Below are 17,581 nucleotides of genomic sequence, written 5' to 3'. Positions count from 1 at the left end.
GCGCCGCCAGGCAAGTTGAGAAGGAGTGACAATGTCACATTTAGAGGATGTTACCGCTCGCGTTGACGCAACGATTGCCGAAAGCGTGATTGCACATATGAATGAACTGCTGATCGAACTTAGCGAGGATAGCGAGTTAACCCGTGAAGATCGCTATACCCAGCAGCAGCGCCTGCGTAACGCCATCGCCCACCACGGTAAACAGTACAAAGAGGACCAGGAGGCCCGCCATGACAGCCTGACCAAAGGCGGGGTGATCCTCTGATTCAGAACTGGCGTCTGGCGACCAGCCAGGCGCCAACCACCAGCAGCACCGCGCCGCATACCGGGCCGATCAGGGCCTTGAGCGGCACCCCTTGGCTGCGCACCACATCCATCAGCAGACCCCCGATTAACTGGCTGGCAACCAGCACGGCGATGGTCGTCGCGGCCCCGACATACTGATAGCCGCTGATGCTGGCGAAGACAAAAAATGAGCCCAGCAGGCCGGGGATTAAGGTCCACCAGCGCACCGTGTGAACCAGCTCGCTGAACGCGGCGACGCCGTTTTTAATCAGCAGGATCGATACAAAGAGCACAATCCCCACCAGCGAATTGAGCAGCATGGCGATAAGAATGGTGCTTGAGGTCTGGGTGATGCGCACCATCAGGGTGTTCTGCACCACCAGCCCAATGCCCGCCGCCACCAGAAATACCAGCGTCAGGGTCTGGTTCATCCGATGTTATCCGGTTCGCTGCGCTCATCGAGCTGAAGCTGCATAAAGGTCAGATCCAGCCAGCGGCCAAACTTGGTCCCCACCTGTGGCATCTGGCCAGTGGTGACAAAACCTAACGTTTCATGCAGATGTACAGAGGCATGATTCTGCGCTTCGATCCCGGCCACCATCACGTGCTTGCCGATGCGTCGGGCCTCAACAATAAGTTGCTCCATCAGCGCCCGCCCGATGCCTTTGCCCTGATGATCCGGATGCACATAAACCGAATGCTCAACCGTATGGCGGAACCCGTCAAAGGCGCGCCAGTCACCGAAAGAGGCATATCCCGTGACCACGCCATCGTGCTCGCTGACGAGCACCGGATAGCCCATCAGCTGGCGCGCCTCGAACCAGGCGATGCGGTTATCGGTGTCCACGGTGGTATCGTTCCAGATGGCGGCGGTATGCAGTACAGCGTGGTTATAGATCGCGCCGATAGCGGCGCAATCCTCTTTAGTGGCGTGACGAATAAGCATCTGAAACCTCGGGGTGTGTTGTTCACTATAGTAGTACGCGATGTCACGATATTACACAAACAGTTGCTGAAAACGCTACGGCATAACACATATCTTTTCGTTATGAAAAAAGCCAGTGGTAATCCATTACTTTCTCTATAGTATGGCGTGATGAATATTCTGTCAGACAATATGAATCAACGGATCAGCGCGCGTATTCGGCTTGAACGCGAGTCGCGTGGATGGTCCCTGAGCGAGCTTGCCGAGCGGGCGGGCGTGTCACGAGCGATGATCCATAAAATCGAACGCGGCGACAGCAGCCCGACCGCCACCTTGCTGGCCCGTCTCTCTGGCGCGTTTGGCATCAGCATGTCGACCCTTATTGCCCGCGCCGAGATGCAGGAGGGCAAGCTGCTGCGCTTTGAAAGCCAGCCTGTCTGGCGCGACCCACAAACCCACTATCTGCGTCGACACGTCTCGCCGCGTACCGATCTGCCTATCGACCTGGTGCAGGTTGAATTGCCCGGCAACAGCGATGTACCGATGCCCGCCTCCTCTTATGCCCTTGCGCGCCAGCTTATCTGGCTTCAGTCGGGGGAGCTGGTGTTTCAGGAGAGGGATACCCGCCATGAAATGCGGGCCGGAGATTGTCTGGAATTAGGCCCGCCGAACGACTGCCGGTTTATTAACGAAAGCGGCGAGCCGTGCGTCTACCTTGTCGTCAGGCTTAACCAGTCCGGCTCATAATGTTAAAGCGGGCAGGGGAAGTTGAGGCTAGGCTCTAAGGACGTTTCTATAAAAAGGAGTGAGGTATGAGTCAATCTTCAACGCAAAATCGTCAATGGGTTCTGGCTTCTCGTCCCCATGGTGCCCCCACCGCTGATAACTTTCGTTTAGAAACCACCGACACCCCTCAGCCCGCCGACGGCCAGCTTCTGCTGCGCACGATGTGGCTCTCTCTTGACCCTTATATGCGTGGCCGCATGAGCGATGCGCCATCTTATTCGCCGCCGGTAGAGATCGGTGCCGTAATGGTGGGCGGCACCGTCAGCCGCGTTGAGGCCTCGAACCATCCTGACTATCAGCCTGGTGAATGGGTGCTCGGCTACAGCGGCTGGCAGGAGTATGAACTCTCCGACGGCAACGGGCTGGTGAAACTGGGTGAGAACCCGGAACACCCCTCCTGGTCGTTAGGTATTCTGGGCATGCCAGGTTTTACCGCCTACATGGGACTGCTGGATATCGGCCAACCGAAAGCGGGTGAGACCCTGGTGGTGGCCGCGGCGACCGGCCCGGTAGGTTCCACCGTTGGGCAGATTGGCAAGCTGAAAGGCTGCCGGGTGGTAGGCGTTGCCGGTGGGGCGGAGAAGTGCCGTCACGCCACCGAGGTGCTGGGCTTCGACCAGTGTCTGGATCATCATGCGGATGACTTTGCCGAACAGCTTAAACAGGCGTGTCCGCAGGGGATTGATATCTACTACGAAAATGTCGGCGGTAAAGTGTTTGACGCGGTGCTGCCGTTGCTAAATACCGCCGCGCGCGTGCCGGTGTGCGGGCTGGTGAGCGGCTACAACGCCACCGACCTGCCGCCAGGGCCGGATCGTCTCGGGTTGCTGATGGGCACCATCCTGAAAAAACGCATCCGCATGCAGGGGTTCATCATCAACCAGGATTACGGCCACCGCATCGAAGAGTTTCAGCAGCAGATGGGGCAGTGGGTCAAAGAGGGCAACATCCACTATCGCGAACAGGTGACGGATGGCCTGGAAAATGCGCCCGATGCGCTGATTGGCCTGCTGGAGGGGAAAAACTTCGGCAAAGTCGTGATACGTGTCGCGAACAATAACGAATAGTACCAGGTATGGCGGATTATTCCGCCATACTAAACTGTGCAAAATTCAAAATAACGTCTTTAATTATACAGGCATAGAATAAACGAAACGCGGTATACAAAACGGGGTCTTTTATTTTTTCAATCACACAAAGTTATGATTGATGGTTTTCTTTTGACGTAAATCAGGCATGCGATACAGGATATATCAAATACTCAGCGGTCCTAATTTAACCGTCTGTGAAATTAAGTTAAGTGTGGGTAACAGGAACAGAACATGCTGGATTTGGACAATTTAGAAAAAGCTCAACGAATGAGCCTGACGATGCAGGTTGAGGTGAGTCTGAAAAGCGCGCTGATTGCCGGCGCGTTAAAGCCAGGCGCACGGCTCGTCACCAAAGATATTGCGGATAAACTCGGTACCAGTATTACTCCTGTTCGTGAAGCGCTGCTGCGGTTGGTCTCCGCGGGCGCGCTGCACGCGACCCCGGCGCAGGCTTTTCTGGTGCCGGAAGTCACTTTAGAGCGTTATAGCGAAGTCAATGCTATTCGTAAGTCGCTGGAATGCATGGCTGTCGCGGCGGCATGCAATCAGATGACCGACGAAAAGCTAGAGACGCTGCGCGATCTTTCAGAAAAATTTCACGATGCGATGAGCAATGGCGAGGTGGAGCGCGCGCTGCACACCAACCGGGCTTTTCGTTTTACGCTCTATCACTATGCCGACATGCCCACGCTGATATCGCTTATCGAACAGCTATGGGTGCGCATCGGGCCCTGTTTTAACTGTCTCTACGATCCAGACATTGTATTGCCGAGCCGCTCCTATCGTTACGATGAGCTGCTTGATGCCCTTGCAAAGGGCGATCAGGAAGCCAGCCGGGCGGCGATTGATAAAGCGATCGACGAAGCGAATGAGATATTAATCAGGCAGTTTGCAAACTAACAGGGCCAGAAATAAACGAAGCGGTAATTTCGCTAAATATGCGCTGTTTCTTTTTTCCGGCAGACAAGCTGCTGCCGGAAAGTTTATTTATTAGCCTACTGATAAGACCAGCTTAACTATGAAATAACCCTGACCTCTGCCGATAACCTTAAAAGGCACATTCGCCTTTTAAGGAGCCAGGAATGAGTGTCAGTCAACGATTACGTAATATAAAAATGAGCAGAAAGCTCGCGGCGGGTTTTGGTCTGGTACTGCTGCTGGTTGCAGTATCGACCTTGCTCAGCGTGATGCGCTTTAAAGAAATTCGCGACGTTTACCAGCAAACCAACCTGATCTACAACATCAATATCGAGGTCTTCCAGGCCAAGATCAACCGCCTCAAATTCCTCTATAACGGTGACGAAAAGTCCGGCCAGCTGATGGCAAATTACGTCAAACATGCCGTTGAACTGACCGAAGAGGCCCGTGAGCTGGAGTGGACGGCAAAAGAGAGGGCCATTGTTGAGGCGATTGCCGGGCACCTTGCCCGTTTTGGCAGCAGCGTGACGGAAATGCAGAGCGCGATGACGGCCTGGAACGCAAACAAAAACGACCCGGCGGCTACCGCGGCGCTGAAAGCTGCGGAAGACAAAGTCAAAACCGCTGGCGACGACAGCAGCGCCTCAATCCGCGAGATCATTGCCTTGGTCAAAACGCATAATGATTCGCTGGCCTACAGCTCCAGTACCATCACCGCCATTATTGGCGTGGCGGCGATCCTCTTCGGTATCCTGGTCTCCTGGTGGGTGACCCGCCAGATCACCCGTCCGGTAAAACAGAACCTGCAGCTGGCCGAGCGTATCGCCAGCGGCGATCTCAGCTCCGATATCCATCCCCAGGGAGAAGACGAACTGGGCAAACTGACCGGGGCGATGGGCCGGATGAACGATAAACTGCGCTTAATGATTGGCGAGGTGCGCAGCAGCGTGGCGCAGGTGTCGCTGGCCGCCAGCGAAATTGCCGAAGGCAACACCGATCTCTCCTCGCGTACCGAGCAGCAGGCTGCGGCAGTCGTGCAGACCGCCGCCAGCATGGAAGAGCTGACCGCCACGGTGAAAAACAACGCCGATAACGCCCGTCACGCCAGCCAGCTGGCGGCCGAGGCCTCGCAAACCGCCACTCAGGGCGGAAGGGTGATGCGCGACGTGGTCAGCACCATGAGCGATATCAACACCAGCTCGCAAAAAATCGCCGATATCACCGCGGTGATCAACAGCATCGCCTTCCAGACCAATATTCTGGCCCTCAACGCAGCCGTGGAAGCGGCGCGGGCGGGAGAGCAGGGGCGGGGCTTTGCGGTGGTGGCCAGCGAAGTGCGCAGCCTCTCCCAGCGCAGCTCTCAGGCGGCGAAGGATATCGAGCAGTTGATCAGCGAGTCGGTCTCCCGCATTTCTACCGGCAGCGAGCTGGTGGCGAAAGCCGGGCAGACCATGGAGCAGGTGGTAGATTCCGTCACCCGCGTAAATGACATCATGGGCGAGATCTCCTCGGCCTCGGAAGAGCAGAGCCGTGGTATCGAGCAGATCTCCCGGGCGGTGATGGAGCTGGATACCACCACCCAGCAGAACGCCTCGCTGGTAGGCGCCTCGTCGACGGCGGCAGGGGCGCTGGAAGATCAGGCCCGTCTGCTGGAGTCGCTGGTGGCGGCGTTCCGTCTGGAACAGCGCGCACAGATGGTATAAAACAAAACCGGCAGCCTGGGCTGCCGGTTTTTTTATCACTCGAAGCGATACGAGACGGAAAGGCCCACCCCGTAGTTACGCCCCGGTGCCGGTTCGTAGTAACGCCCGTTTGATTCGTTCACAATCACCGAGCCGACATACTCTTTGTCGAACAGGTTATCCACGCGTCCAAAGATGTCCATGCCCCAGTTGCCCATATTCAGCTTATAGCCGGTGTTCAGACCCACAACGGTATAAGAGGGCGCTTTGGCGCTGTTTTCGTCATCGGCTTCGATGTCGCTCATATAGCGCACATCCGATCCCGCATACCACCCCTCGACCGGCTGCCAGCCAAAGGAGGCATAGCCCATGTTGCGGGCAATGCCCGGCATCCGGTTGCCGTTACAGTCGCTATCGCCACAGACGTTGGTGCGATAGGTGGCATCCAGATAGGTCCACGCCATTTTCAGCTTCCAGTTTTCAGCAAACTGCTGATCCAGAGAGAGTTCCACCCCCTGACGGCGGGTTTTACCGGCGTTTTTATAGCTGGTGCGGCCGCCCGCGCTGGCGTCAACGACGATCTCATCGTCGGTATCGGTACGGAACAGCGCCGCAGTGAACAGGCCATTGCCGATGCGCGTTTTGCTTCCCACCTCATACGTGTTGTTGGTGGATGGCTTGAGGCCAAAGTTCAGGCCGCTCTGGTTATCGGAGCGGTAGGAGAGCTCGTTGATGGTCGGGGTCTCAAAACCGCGGCCCGCGGCGGCATAGAGGTTCCAGGCGTCGGTTACACGGTACTTCAGCGCCCCGGCCGGAAGCCATTTGTGGTAGCTGGCCTCACCGCTGTCGTCGCCATTAGCGCCCTGTACATAGTGGTCGTTCGAGTCGAACCAGACGGAGCTGTAGCGCACGCCCGCGTCGAGGGAGAGCTTCTGTGTCAGCTGCCAGTTGGTTTGCAGGTAGGGATCGACGTTCCACATCAGGTTGCGCTCATCGCGGCGCTTCGCCCCTTTCTCGCCATAATCCGGCACGCCGTTGTTCATCACGAAGTTTTCATACCCGCGACGATCTTCGCTCAGGTTTTCGTAATTCAGACCGGTAGTGAAGGTCATCGGCACCAGCAGCTCACCACGGTGAGTCCAGCGGGTGTCGATCCCCTGGTAGTGGCGCTGCATGTCGATCACGCCGCCCGCGTGAGTCGGGCGCAGCTGTGGCTGGTAGGGGATCGACTGATACTGAGTCATCTCACGTTCACCGGCGTAGGCCATCACGCTGAGATCGTCCTGCGCGCTGAGCTGGCGCTCATAGCGCAGGCCCGCCTGGGTCTGCTTGATGGTTTTGCGGGTGTTGTACTGATCGCCGCGCGGCGACTGGCGCGGGTTATCCCGCCACTCCTGATAGTCCAGCCCGCCGGGATCGTTGGCTTTCATATCCACGCTGTTGAAAATCAGGCTCAGCTTGCTGGCGTCGTCGATGCGCACGCCCAGCTTGGCGTTGGCGAGATTTTTACGCGCGCCGCTGTGGTCGCGATAGCCGTGGGTGGTGAAGCGGGTGGTGGAGACGGTGTAATCCACATCCCCCGGCTGGGTGCCGTCGCCCATCGCGCCGGTGGCCTTCAGACCGTAGCGCCAGCTGCCGTAGCTGCCGTAATAGCTGCTGGCCTCGACGGTGTTCGGCTCACGCCCGGTTTCGGTGGTCATGTTAACCACGCCGCCGGAGGCGTTGCCATAGAGGGCGGAAAACGGCCCGCGCAGCACTTCCACGCTCTCAATGCTGTTGAGATCGATATTCGAGGTTTGCCCCTGACCATCCGGCATCGTCGCCGGGATACCGTCCACATAGAGACGAATGCCGCGCACCCCAAAGGTGGAGCGGGCGCCAAAACCACGGGTTGAGAGCTGGAGATCCTGGGCGTAGTTCTGTCGGTTCTGGATCTGTAATCCCGGCACGCTGCCGAGGGATTCAGAGAGGTTAATGCGCGGGGTCGCATGACGTATATCCTCGCCGTTAACCACGCTGACCGCGGCAGGGGTATCTAACTCTGAGAGCGATTGTGGTGACGCGCTGACGATCATGGTCTGTTCGTCGGTCGCCATCGCTGCGACAGGGGCTAAAACAACAGGAACCAACAGCAGGGGGAGCGTTGCCCTGCGGGCAGAAAAGATTTTCATGAATTAAAAAACCGCTTAAAAGAAAGACGAACCAAATGGAACATGTGCGGGTATGGTAAATCTTTTGTAAATATTTTGAAAACCATAACCGCACATAGCGTTAACCCAAGTGTAGGTTAAATCAGCGAATAAGCTTGATGCGATCAAGAATTACTCCACATTGAGATAAATAATGATTACTATTCTCATCCATAATCAGGCGAAGCGATGACTTTGCCAGCCGGAAGCGATGTCAGCGGTACCATTTACTCGAAAGGGAGTTGTTATGAATTTACGTCACCTGTGCTCGCCGCGTCTGCGTAGCTCACTGCTGTTGGGGTCTTTGCTGGTAGCCGGTTCTTTTAATGTTCATGCCGCAGAAGAGATGCTGCGTAAAGCGGTGGGCAAAGGCGCATATGAAATGGCCGTCAGCCAGCAGGAAAATGCGCTGTGGGTTGCCACCACCCAGAGCCGCAAAATGGATAAAGGTGGGGTGGTCTACCGCCTCGATCCGCTGACGCTGGAAGTGACGCAGGCCATTCATAGCGACCTGAAGCCGTTTGGTGCCACCATCAATAACGCCACCCAGACCCTGTGGTTTGGTAACACCACCAACAGCGCGGTAACGGCCATTGACGCGAAAACCGGTGACGTGAAGGGCCGTCTGGTGCTGGACGATCGTAAGCGCAGCGAGACCGTGAAACCGCTGCAACCGCGTGAGCTGGTGGCGGATGACACCACGAACACCGTCTATATCACCGGTATCGGCAAAGAGAGCGTTATTTGGGTGGTGGACGGCGAAACGCTGAAGCTGAAAGAGACCATTACCGGCACCGGCAAATTCAGCACCGGTCTGGCGCTGGATGCCCAGGCGAAGCGTCTCTACACCACCAATGGCGACGGCGAACTGGTGACCATCGACACCGCGACCCACAAAATCATCGCGCGTAAGAAGTTGCTGGATGATGGGAAAGAGCACTTCTACCTGAACCTGAGCCTGGATGTTAAGGGCCAGCGTGCATTCATCACCGACTCTAAGCAGCCGGAAGTGCTGGTTGTCTCCCTGAAAGATGGCAGCATCATCAGCAAGGTGGCAGCCCCGGAATCCCTGGCGGTGCTGTTTAACCCGGCCCGGGACGAAGCCTATGTCACCCACCGTGAGGCGGGCAAGGTGAGCGTGATTGACGCCAAAACCTACAAAGTGACCAAAACGCACGACACGCCGACCTTCCCGAACAGCCTGGCGCTCTCCGCCGACGGCAAAACCCTGTACGTGACGGTGAAGCAGAAGTCGACCCGCCAGCAGGAAGCCACCCAGCCTGATGATGTGATCCGTATCGCGCTGTAAGTTCATTGCCGGGTGGCGGCTGCGCCTTACCCGGCCTACCAACGGCCAAACCGTAGGCCCGCGCAAGCGCAGCGCCGCCGGGCAACGAGGACGGGTGCGGTCTTTATGCCGGGTGGCGGCTGCGCCTTACCTGGCCTACGGAGCAGGACGCTGACACAGGCCGCTTGCCAGGTGCGTAAATACCTTAATAATGTCCGGCAGCGCCTTCTGCGGATCCTGGCTGGCGGCGATCCACAGTGCGGCATTCATGGCCGCGCTGTTTAACATATAGGCCGCAGCGCCCGCGTCCACAGGCTTAATCACGCCGCGTTCGAGCATCTTCAGGATGCTCTGGCGCGTCGATTCAAGGCAGCTTAACTGACCGGGCCACTGGGTGGGATCGCCGAGAAAAGCGGGGCCATCAAGCAGCACGATGCGTCGCACCTCCGGGTCAAGCGCCATTTTGATATAGGCGACCCCTTCCGCCAGCAGTCTTTCCCAGTCATCTTGCACCCCGGCGGCCTCAGCCTTCGCACGCTGTGCCATATCTCGATCTATCTGGTCGACAATGGCGGCGAGCAGCCCCTTTTTATCACCAAAATTGTGGTACAGCGCCCCGCGGGTAAGGCCGACGCTGGCGGTTAATTCATCCATGGATGCGGCGGCAAAGCCGTTTTCCGCAAAGGCTTTCCGTGCAGCCATCAGCAGTTTTGCACGGTTCTCTTCCATCGTTTCGCTGCGACGTCTGGCAACCATAATCTCTCCATCTTTATTTGACATACGCGGCGTATGTGTGATTAATTTGACATACGCCGCGTATATTAAATCATCTTTACGCGCTGCGCTTTGCCTTTTCCAACGTTGATACAGTACAGGATACCTTATGATCCAGCGCGAACCGGTTTTCCCCGCTAACCGTCATGCTCTTTATGAAGAACACGGTTATTCTGCCGCCATCCGTTCCGGCGATTTGCTGTTTGTTTCGGGTCAGGTAGGAAGCCGCGCCGATGGCACCCCCGAGCCCGATTTCGCCGCTCAGGTGCAGCTTGCGTTTGATAATCTGAAAGCCACCCTTGCCGCGGCGGGGTGTACCTTTGACGATCTGATTGATGTAACCACCTTCCACACCGATCCTGAGAATCAGTTCCCGACGATCATGCAGGTCAAACAGGCGATTTTCCCGCAGGCCCCTTATCCGAACTGGACCGCCGTCGGCGTCACCTGGCTTGCCGGATTTGATTTCGAAATTAAGGTCATCGCGCGTATTCCTGCTCCGGTTGTGTAGGCCCCGGGCAAAAAAAAGGAAGGCATTTGCCTTCCCTTTTTAATTGAAGCGATTAACGCGACGTCTCTTCCACCAGCGGACCGTCGAGCTTGCCTTCATCCGGGTGCTTTGGCGCGGTGCTGTGGACCGCATGTACGCGCTTGCGCACACCAAACCAGCCCGCCACCAGCAGGACCGCCAGCAGCGGGATGGTGGCGATGGTATAGGTGCCGTTCGGATAGTCGAACGCCATCAGCACCAGCACGCTGAACAGGAAGAGCAGGGTCAGCCAGGAGGTGACCGGCGCGCCCGGCATTCTGAAGCTTACCGGAGCGGCGGTGCCTTCTTTGATCGCCTTGCGCAGACGCATCTGGCACACCACGATAAAGGCCCAGGAGGCGATAATGCCCAGCGCCGCAACGTTCAAGACAATCTCAAAGACCTGGGACGGCACCAGATAGTTCAGGAATACGCCAAAGACATAGACCACCAGCGTCGCCAGAATGCCCGCGTATGGCACCTGCTGCTTGCTCATTTTCGACATAAACCGCGGTGCGGAGCCGCCCATCGACATGGAGCGCAGAATACGCCCGGTGGAGTAGAGACCGGAGTTCAGGCTGGAGAGCGCCGCGGTCAGCACCACGATGTTCATGATGCTGCCCACGTACGGCACGCCGAGCTTCGAGAAGAAGGTCACGAACGGGCTCTGGCCCGCCTGATAGGCATTCCACGGCAGGAGCAGAACCAGCAGCACCACGGAGCCGACATAGAAGAGGCCGATACGCCAGATCACGCTGTTAATCGCTTTGGGTACGGTTTTCTCCGGCTCTTTACATTCGCCCGCCGCGGTGCCCACCAGTTCAATGGAGGCAAAGGCGAACACCACGCCCTGGACCAGCACCAGGGCAGGCAGCAGGCCGTGCGGGAAGAAGCCGCCGTTATCGGTGATCAGATGGAAGCCGGTCATGTTACCATCCAGCGTTTTGCCGCTGCCGAGGAACACGGTGCCCACCACCAGGAAGATGACGATCGCCAGCACTTTTACCAGCGCAAACCAGAACTCCATCTCAGCGAACCACTTCACGCCGATCATGTTCATGGTGCCGACAATCGCCAGCGCGCCAAGGGCAAACACCCACTGCGGCACATCGCCAAACGCGCCCCAGTAGTGCATATAAAGGGCCACGGCGGTGATATCCACGATCCCGGTCATCGCCCAGTTAACAAAGTACATCCAGCCCGCCACGTAAGCGGCTTTCTCACCGAGAAACTCACGGGCGTAAGAGACGAAGCTGCCGCTGGACGGACGGTGTAACACCAGCTCGCCAAGGGCACGCAGAATAAAGAAGGAGAAGATCCCGCACACCAGATAGACCAGTGCCAGAGCCGGGCCAGCCATCTGCAGACGTGCGCCTGCACCTAAAAACAGCCCGGTACCGATAGCGCCGCCGATGGCAATCATCTGCACCTGACGGTTGCCCATCGCCTTGTGATAGCCCTCTTCGTGGGCGTTCAACCAGCGACGTTTCGCAGCGTGATGATCGGCTGCGCTTTTATTGCTTGTTTTCATTGAGTTACCTGTTTGCCTGTCTGAATCAAGAACATCGTGTCCATAACCGGCGGTCGACAATACAAACGATTGCTCTCGCGCGGAAATATTCTGCCTTTCCAGTCATTCTGCGTATGGATAAGGCAAAACATGGCGAAGCATCCTACCTGCAATTAATAAACGACGCAAAAAATAACGGCGTGAAAGTGATGCATGCTGAAGTAAATATTTTGTGCCGGATAACAGGCTAGTTTCGACGTAACGCCGCCACCAGTAAGGCAAAGGCGGTGGTGTGCTGGCGGCGGCTGGGGTAGTAGAGGTGGTAGCCATCAAACACCGGGCAGTATGCCTCCAGCGTACGGACCAGCCGCCCACGATCGATGGCCTCCTGCGCTGTCTCCTCCGGGACATAGGCCAGTCCCAGGCCCGCCTGTGCGGCATCCAGACGCTGGGGCAGGCTATTCAGGATAAGCTGTCCCTCTACCCGGACGCGGATCTCCTCTCCCTTATGGACAAACTCCCAGGCATACAGGCCACCCCGCGTCGGCAGGCGCATGTTGATGCAGCGGTGATCCGCCAGCTGCTCGGGGGTTTGCGGTTCACCGTAGCGGGCAAAATAGTCCGGAGAGCCGACCACTGCCATCCGCATGTCCGGCGCGATGCGCACCGCAATCATATCCTTCGCAACCTGCTCCCCCAGGCGCACCCCGGCATCAAAACGCCCGTCGACGATATCCGTCAGGCCGTTATCTATCGTCACCTCCACATTGATGTCCGGGTACTGAACCATAAAGGGTTTGAGCACCGGCCACAGCACCGCGCTCATCGCATGCTCCCCTGCGGTGATGCGGATATTACCCGCCGGTATATCCCGCATATTGCGCAGCGCGGTTAGCGCCTGTTCCATCTCCAGCAGGTGGGGGCTTAAGCGCATAATGAGCTGCTCGCCCGCTTCGGTGGGGGCCACGCTGCGGGTGGTTCGGGTAAGCAGGCGCATATCCAGCCGGGCTTCAAGGTTGCGCATGGCATGGCTGAGGGCAGACTGGGAGACGCCAAGCTGGGCCGCAGCGCGGGTAAAACTGCGCTCCCGGGCGACCACCATAAATGACAGCAGGTCGTTAAAGTTCTCTTTCAGCATCAGGATTTCCGCATATATGAATTTGATTCATCATTCCTTTCTGATTATGCAGTCTAATCCTCGCCACCGGCATGCGCTACTGTTAACGCAACAGCAAACGAGGAGTCAGCATGAAAATTATCCGCAGCGGTTCATTACCTTCCGTCCGGGGACCAGAGGCCTGGTTTACCGGCACCGTACGTATCGACGCACCTTTTCAGGCCACCGAGCCCGCGAAAGTGGGCGGGGCGACCGTCACTTTTGAACCCGGGGCGCGCACCGCGTGGCATACGCATCCGCTGGGGCAGACGCTGATCGTTACCCAGGGTCGCGGCTGGCTACAGGCGTGGGGTAAAGAGGCTGAAGTCCTGAATCAGGGCGATATCGCCTGGATCCCGCCGGGCGTTAAGCACTGGCACGGTGCCTGCGTGCAGACCGCGATGACCCATATCGCCATCGCCGAAGCGGTGAACGGCAGCCCGGTGGACTGGCTGGAGAAAGTCACCGACGAGCAGTATCCGCAGGGGTAGAAAATCGGTTTTTGATAAAGGTGATCAGCGAAACGCCATTGGGATGCACAATGGCGTGCAGCGCCCGGGTATAGTCAAGCACCAGCCCGGGCGTCCAGGCCATATTGGTGGCGCGTTTGCGCAGCTGCGCGGCGATCCACAGCTCCGGAATGAGCAGCAGCCGCAAAAAACCGCCCCGGGTACAGCGCTCTTTCAACACGCCATCCAGAGCCGCTTCAAGGGCATACGCTACGCTGCTGGAGCAGTTGCGCCAGGTGAGGTTATAGGTTTCGGTCTGGCGGTACTGCGTCCAGAAACTGTTAAGCGACGCCGCATTAAAAATGGAGAAGTGGATTTTGCGGTTAGACTCGCACCAGATCCCCGCCTCATAGCGATAGTTCGGCTGGTATTTTCCCGCCACGGTATTCGCTTCCACCGCTTTAAGCAGATTAAAAAACTCGGAGGGGGAACGGTCGATCTCCGCTGCCGGATAGAGGCTGATGTAGAGGTGGGGAGGGCACTCCAGCGCCGCATGGCCGGTGGATATCACCCCGTTGGCATCCACGGCGGCGATATAGCGGTTAATGACCGGGCGCGGCAGGGTCTGCTGTTTTGCCGATCCTTCCGGGGTCCAGACATGCACAATCAGCTGATTGCCCGGCGTGTTTGTCACGGTGGGGGGCAGCGCCTCGCGCCGGGCGGGGATCAACGTCTGCGGGGCGAGAATATCAAATACCGAGCGGCCATGACGGACCTGCCGCATCCGCAGGGAGAGGAGCACCGACTGCACCCCGCCGGTGAGCATGACCATGCCGATAAACTGCGAGACGGTGCCGTCATGCTGCGTTGGAAAGGGCAGGAACAGAAAAATGGCGAACAGGATCTGTGCCACCCCGGCGAGCAGCGCCCGCCGCCAGTGGGTAAAACGCACCACCACGGCAGAGGCGATGGTGAACAGGCCGGTAATGAAGTACGCCAGCCCAAAGACGATGGCCAATGCCAGCGTGCCGTCGTGGCGTCCGGATAAAATCAACATGGCGATGAGCAGAAACAGACCGCCCTTGAAGTAAAAGATGCCGCGCTGGGTTCCTTTCGCCGCCGACCCTAATGTCAGGGATACCAGACTGTCGAGCAGCAAAAACAGGCCAAAGATATGCAGCGGAAAGTGCAGCCCGCCCTGCAAACCATCGATAAAAATGGCCAGCCCAAGCCCGCCCCAGAGCACGCCTGCCAGCATAAAGTAAGGTGCCGCTTTCCGGACAAATGCCGCACCGGCGAGCAAAAAGGCGATTTGCAGCATCGTTAAACCTCCTCCTGCGGCGTGGTCTGGAACGGGCTTCCTCTCTCGCCGGACCAGAAGGCGACAATTACCGGGCGATCCTTATCCGCCATCAGCAGCATATTGCGCTCTGTTATCGACACCGGTGGGCGGTCCGCCAGCGCCAGGTTAAAACGAAAGGGCTCGGTAACGGGCTGACCCTGCGCCACCGCCTGCCAGCGGGCAACCATCTGTTGCTTCTGCTTTGCATCGGGAACCCGGGCGAGCAGGGCTTCCCGGCTGGTGAGAGGGGCTAATACGGCACTGAGACGCGGGTCGGCATGAGGCTCCCAGAGCAGACGACCGCTTTCAGGATCCAAAGAGTACGCCACGCCCCGAAAATGGCCATCCCCTGGACGGTGTGTTTTCTGGGCGCGGATAAAGACCAGCAGCAGGGCGGCCGCGGAAAGGTAGCACTGTGCCAGCAATATCGACTCTTCCGGCGTCAGGCGGGCAAAATAGAAGGGGCCGGTCTCCCGCCATGAGGCGTAGATAACCACCGCGCTAAAGAGAATAAAGGCCAGCGACGCCAGACGATTACCGCACACCACAGTGGTTGCGGTCAGCAGGATCAACGGCAGACAGGCGAGGGAGTAAATCAGGGCAATATTGTCGCCGCGATCGGGCACATCGCTAAAGATGAACAGGGTCGCCAGCAGTATGGCGAACACTAAACAGACCCCCAACAGCGACTCACGCCGCGCCGCTTTATCGCCCGGGGCCAGCAGGCCCATCAGCGGCGGGGTGACAAACAGCGTGCCGGTGACGTTGGCGCCCCAGGCGAGCCAGAACCAGCTCATCTGAAGGGTGCCGGCAAGAGAAGAGAGCCAGATCGTCCCTGCGAGCGCGTTCAGGGTACTGAAGACGACCGTGGCAATCGTCCAGGTGACAATCTTATGCAGCCGATCGTAATGCCGTGAAAAGTAATGCACCGACCAGGCAATCCCCAGATGGCTGGTCAGTGAAAGCGCCCCCAGCGCCAGGGAGACGTGAAAAGTATGGTGAAAGGTGAGCCCCAGCACCAGACGGGCAATAAACAGGACCAGCCACAGCGCGAGCCATTGCTTTTTTGCACTCAGCAAAAAGGCGGTGACGGCAACACCTGAAGGTAGCCAGATAAAAGCCGTCCGGATGTCGGGGCCGTCGAGACAGAGCGACAGCCATCCCAGGAGATAGTAGAGGGCACCCCAGGCGAGTAAGGAATACGCTGACGTCAGTTTCGCTGCTTTCATCCAGGCTCCCGGCGGCGGTTATCGCTTTAAAAAGATATGACCTTTTCGCCGGGTTAGCCATTTTTGCCGGGATCGGTACTGCGTATTAGTCAAACCCTGATCTCATGCCTTGCACCCGATATTCACGCGTGTTGGTCAAATATCAGAGTGCTGTTCCGCCTTTTTGGGTGACGGGCGTCGGAGAGACAGCCATACGGCAGCTAATGTCAGTAACGGGATACCATGAAAAATGACAATAACCAGCGCGGGGGTGAACCAGATATAGAATGGCGCGACAATTAACATTCCCACGCCAAATCCGGTCATTTGCAGCAGCGTCATCAGGCTAAAAACAGGCAACCGTAATGATTCAGGCTCGCGTTGAATACGCGAGATCAGACTGACGTCCGCCAGACCATCTCCCACCCCGGCCACTGCGATAAACATCAGTGCCAGCGGAAGGGCTGTCTGTTGAAAGGTAAAGATAAAACCAAGGGACATAAACGCCACGCCATAAAAAAACAGCCGATCTGTACGCATCTCGCAGCGCACTAACAGGTAGTTTGCCAGACGCGCCCCGGCGAATTTTCCACTGGCCCAGACTGCCAGCAAAAGTCCCATTGTTTTCCCGGCTGATGCGGGTGTAAAAAGCGCAGAAATAATGGGAAAGCCTACGTTATGGGCAGCACTGCCCAGGGTATCGGCCATGGTTACCAGCAACATGCCTGCTAACAGCGGAGCCGTCCGAAGCCCTGTGACCAGATTTCGCCACTCTTTACGCTGCTGTGTTGACTCATCAGCAACAGGCTGCACCAAAAAGCGTAACGGCAGTACGCACAAACCCGCCACCAGATAAGTCACAATATTCGCGGCAAACACAATCTGGTAGCCGCTGGTCGCCAGAAGAATACCGGATACAAGGCTTCCCGTAACCGCTCCCGTCGCAGAGGCAGAGGTTAACCAGGCGTTTGTGGATACACGTCGGGACTCATCAATCCACAAGGGCAGCTGACTGTTAAGCCCGATAGCGAACATCGAATTTCCCAGCCCAATACCCAGCGCAATCAAAGGCAAGATATAAAGCTGGGTCGTCTCAGGCAAAATTAACAGCGAGGCTAACAGTACCGCGCGTATTACATCAAAAGCCACTAAAGGCAGGCGGCCATGAAAGCGGCGGAAAAAAGGCACACCGACAGCACTTGCAATGATGCCTCCCGTCACCCGGCAGGCCAGAAAGATACTCACATGCGTTACGCTCTGGCTCAGCAAGTACACATAGGTGGACAGCACAACCATATTCAGGAAAGCACCAAAATCAGAGATAAACCTGGCAATAATGATTAAGCCGCTATTTCTGGCGGAACGGGTATTCACTCTTTCGTCTGGCAGTTCATCACTCATTCAGGTTTCCCTTGTGGAAAACAGCGACAGGTATCTGTCTGATTACGC

17 protein-coding genes are annotated in these 17,581 nt (G+C 57.4%); 8 read left to right on the top strand and 9 right to left on the bottom strand.

Going from position 1 to position 17,581, the window contains the following annotated elements; translation table 11 throughout:
• Window positions 1-31 precede the first annotated feature (31 nt).
• Window positions 32-265 carry a YdcY family protein gene (locus GNG26_RS11620; RefSeq protein WP_156238843.1) on the top strand — a complete coding sequence of 78 codons (234 nt, stop codon included), beginning with the start codon at window positions 32-34 and terminating at the stop codon, window positions 263-265.
• A gap of 1 nt (window position 266) precedes the next feature.
• On the opposite strand, the gene GNG26_RS11615 is transcribed toward GNG26_RS11620, so the two are convergent.
• Together GNG26_RS11615 and GNG26_RS11610 are read right to left on the bottom strand one after the other, a co-directional pair.
• Window positions 267-716 carry a DMT family transporter gene (locus GNG26_RS11615; RefSeq protein WP_156238841.1) on the bottom strand — a complete coding sequence of 150 codons (450 nt, stop codon included), beginning with the start codon at window positions 714-716 and terminating at the stop codon, window positions 267-269.
• Window positions 713-1,231 (bottom strand): GNAT family N-acetyltransferase, encoded by a 519-nt coding sequence (locus GNG26_RS11610; protein ID WP_156238839.1) that lies wholly within the window; start codon window positions 1,229-1,231, stop codon window positions 713-715. The genes GNG26_RS11615 and GNG26_RS11610 overlap by 4 nt, the downstream gene beginning before the upstream one ends.
• A 150-nt stretch (window positions 1,232-1,381) precedes the next feature.
• On the opposite strand from GNG26_RS11610, the gene GNG26_RS11605 reads away from it, so the two are divergent.
• The 4 genes from GNG26_RS11605 (at window position 1,382) to GNG26_RS11590 (ending at window position 5,708) form a co-directional block, all read left to right on the top strand.
• The gene (locus GNG26_RS11605) at window positions 1,382-1,957 is read left to right on the top strand and encodes a helix-turn-helix domain-containing protein (protein WP_156238837.1); all 576 of its coding nucleotides are present in this window, start codon (window positions 1,382-1,384) and stop codon (window positions 1,955-1,957) included.
• A gap of 65 nt (window positions 1,958-2,022) precedes the next feature.
• Window positions 2,023-3,063, top strand: a complete 1,041-nt coding sequence (locus tag GNG26_RS11600) for an NADP-dependent oxidoreductase (RefSeq protein WP_156238835.1) — start codon at window positions 2,023-2,025, stop codon at window positions 3,061-3,063.
• Window positions 3,064-3,318: 255 nt separating this feature from the next.
• Window positions 3,319-3,987, top strand: coding sequence for a GntR family transcriptional regulator (locus GNG26_RS11595; protein ID WP_156238833.1), 669 nt, complete (start codon window positions 3,319-3,321; stop codon window positions 3,985-3,987).
• A gap of 182 nt (window positions 3,988-4,169) precedes the next feature.
• Window positions 4,170-5,708 (top strand): methyl-accepting chemotaxis protein, encoded by a 1,539-nt coding sequence (locus GNG26_RS11590; RefSeq protein WP_156238831.1) that lies wholly within the window; start codon window positions 4,170-4,172, stop codon window positions 5,706-5,708.
• A 35-nt stretch (window positions 5,709-5,743) separates the two neighbouring features.
• Here GNG26_RS11590 and pqqU read toward each other — a convergent pair whose 3' ends face one another.
• Complete coding sequence (gene pqqU / locus GNG26_RS11585; RefSeq protein ID WP_156238829.1) at window positions 5,744-7,858, bottom strand: TonB-dependent receptor PqqU; 2,115 nt, start codon at window positions 7,856-7,858, stop codon at window positions 5,744-5,746.
• Window positions 7,859-8,123: 265 nt separating this feature from the next.
• Between pqqU and GNG26_RS11580 the strand changes: the two genes are divergently transcribed.
• Entirely contained in the window at window positions 8,124-9,185 is a 1,062-nt protein-coding gene (locus GNG26_RS11580; protein WP_156238827.1) for a YncE family protein, read from the top strand.
• A 135-nt stretch (window positions 9,186-9,320) separates the two neighbouring features.
• Here GNG26_RS11580 and GNG26_RS11575 read toward each other — a convergent pair whose 3' ends face one another.
• Complete coding sequence (locus GNG26_RS11575; protein ID WP_156238825.1) at window positions 9,321-9,920, bottom strand: TetR/AcrR family transcriptional regulator; 600 nt, start codon at window positions 9,918-9,920, stop codon at window positions 9,321-9,323.
• Window positions 9,921-10,047: 127 nt separating this feature from the next.
• Here GNG26_RS11575 and GNG26_RS11570 point away from each other — a divergent pair, with 127 nt between their 5' ends.
• Window positions 10,048-10,449, top strand: a complete 402-nt coding sequence (locus tag GNG26_RS11570) for a RidA family protein (RefSeq protein ID WP_156238823.1) — start codon at window positions 10,048-10,050, stop codon at window positions 10,447-10,449.
• A gap of 52 nt (window positions 10,450-10,501) precedes the next feature.
• On the opposite strand, the gene ansP is transcribed toward GNG26_RS11570, so the two are convergent.
• Entirely contained in the window at window positions 10,502-11,998 is a 1,497-nt protein-coding gene (gene ansP / locus GNG26_RS11565) for an L-asparagine permease (RefSeq protein ID WP_156238821.1), read from the bottom strand.
• Window positions 11,999-12,224: 226 nt separating this feature from the next.
• Window positions 12,225-13,115: a LysR family transcriptional regulator gene (locus GNG26_RS11560; RefSeq protein WP_114314892.1), complete on the bottom strand. Its 891-nt coding sequence runs from the start codon at window positions 13,113-13,115 to the stop codon at window positions 12,225-12,227.
• Between the two features lie 110 nt (window positions 13,116-13,225).
• Here GNG26_RS11560 and GNG26_RS11555 point away from each other — a divergent pair, with 110 nt between their 5' ends.
• Window positions 13,226-13,624 carry a cupin domain-containing protein gene (locus GNG26_RS11555; RefSeq protein WP_156238819.1) on the top strand — a complete coding sequence of 133 codons (399 nt, stop codon included), beginning with the start codon at window positions 13,226-13,228 and terminating at the stop codon, window positions 13,622-13,624.
• Here GNG26_RS11555 and GNG26_RS11550 read toward each other — a convergent pair.
• From GNG26_RS11550 to GNG26_RS11540, 3 genes are all read right to left on the bottom strand, one after another.
• Window positions 13,596-14,903 carry an HdeD family acid-resistance protein gene (locus tag GNG26_RS11550; RefSeq protein ID WP_197080087.1) on the bottom strand — a complete coding sequence of 436 codons (1,308 nt, stop codon included), beginning with the start codon at window positions 14,901-14,903 and terminating at the stop codon, window positions 13,596-13,598. The genes GNG26_RS11555 and GNG26_RS11550 overlap by 29 nt on opposite strands.
• 2 nt (window positions 14,904-14,905) lie before the next feature.
• Complete coding sequence (locus GNG26_RS11545) at window positions 14,906-16,153, bottom strand: MASE1 domain-containing protein (RefSeq protein ID WP_156238817.1); 1,248 nt, start codon at window positions 16,151-16,153, stop codon at window positions 14,906-14,908.
• 135 nt (window positions 16,154-16,288) lie between these two features.
• Window positions 16,289-17,533: an MFS transporter gene (locus GNG26_RS11540; RefSeq protein WP_156238815.1), complete on the bottom strand. Its 1,245-nt coding sequence runs from the start codon at window positions 17,531-17,533 to the stop codon at window positions 16,289-16,291.
• Between the last annotated feature and the right edge of the window lie 48 nt (window positions 17,534-17,581).

This window comes from Leclercia sp. J807 (assembly GCF_009734465.1).
Lineage (GTDB): Bacteria > Pseudomonadota > Gammaproteobacteria > Enterobacterales > Enterobacteriaceae > Enterobacter.
Note: the sequence above shows the minus strand (reverse complement) of the source record. Positions and strands in the feature narration are given on the sequence as shown.